The sequence below is a fragment of the Xenorhabdus entomophaga genome, assembly GCF_037996725.1.
GTDB classification, from domain to species: Bacteria; Pseudomonadota; Gammaproteobacteria; order Enterobacterales; family Enterobacteriaceae; genus Xenorhabdus; species Xenorhabdus khoisanae.
On sequence record NZ_JBBMXH010000447.1, the window covers coordinates 1 to 256 of the forward strand.

2 tRNA genes are annotated in these 256 nt (G+C 55.1%); both read right to left on the minus strand.

The window, feature by feature from the left end:
* Positions 1–30: 30 nt before the first annotated feature.
* Positions 31–106 (minus strand) — tRNA-Ala (locus AAC854_RS23570).
* A 52-nt stretch (positions 107–158) separates the two neighbouring features.
* A tRNA-Ile gene (locus tag AAC854_RS23575) sits at positions 159–235 on the minus strand.
* Between the last annotated feature and the right edge of the window lie 21 nt (positions 236–256).

A 256-nucleotide genomic window follows, 5' to 3' on the forward strand; every position in this document is an offset into this window, starting at 1 on the left:
ATTCTGAAATCATTTTCATGAAAGAGGTAATGGTGGAGCTAAGCGGGATCGAACCGCTGACCTCCTGCGTGCAAGGCAGGCGCTCTCCCAGCTGAGCTATAGCCCCATTGACTGTACGTTATCCGCCCCTTCGCTTGGCCGCCCGGGGCAAGCAAAATTGGTAGGCCTGAGTGGACTTGAACCACCGACCTCACCCTTATCAGGGGTGCGCTCTAACCACCTGAGCTACAAGCCTAGACCGATACCGTCTCTTTCT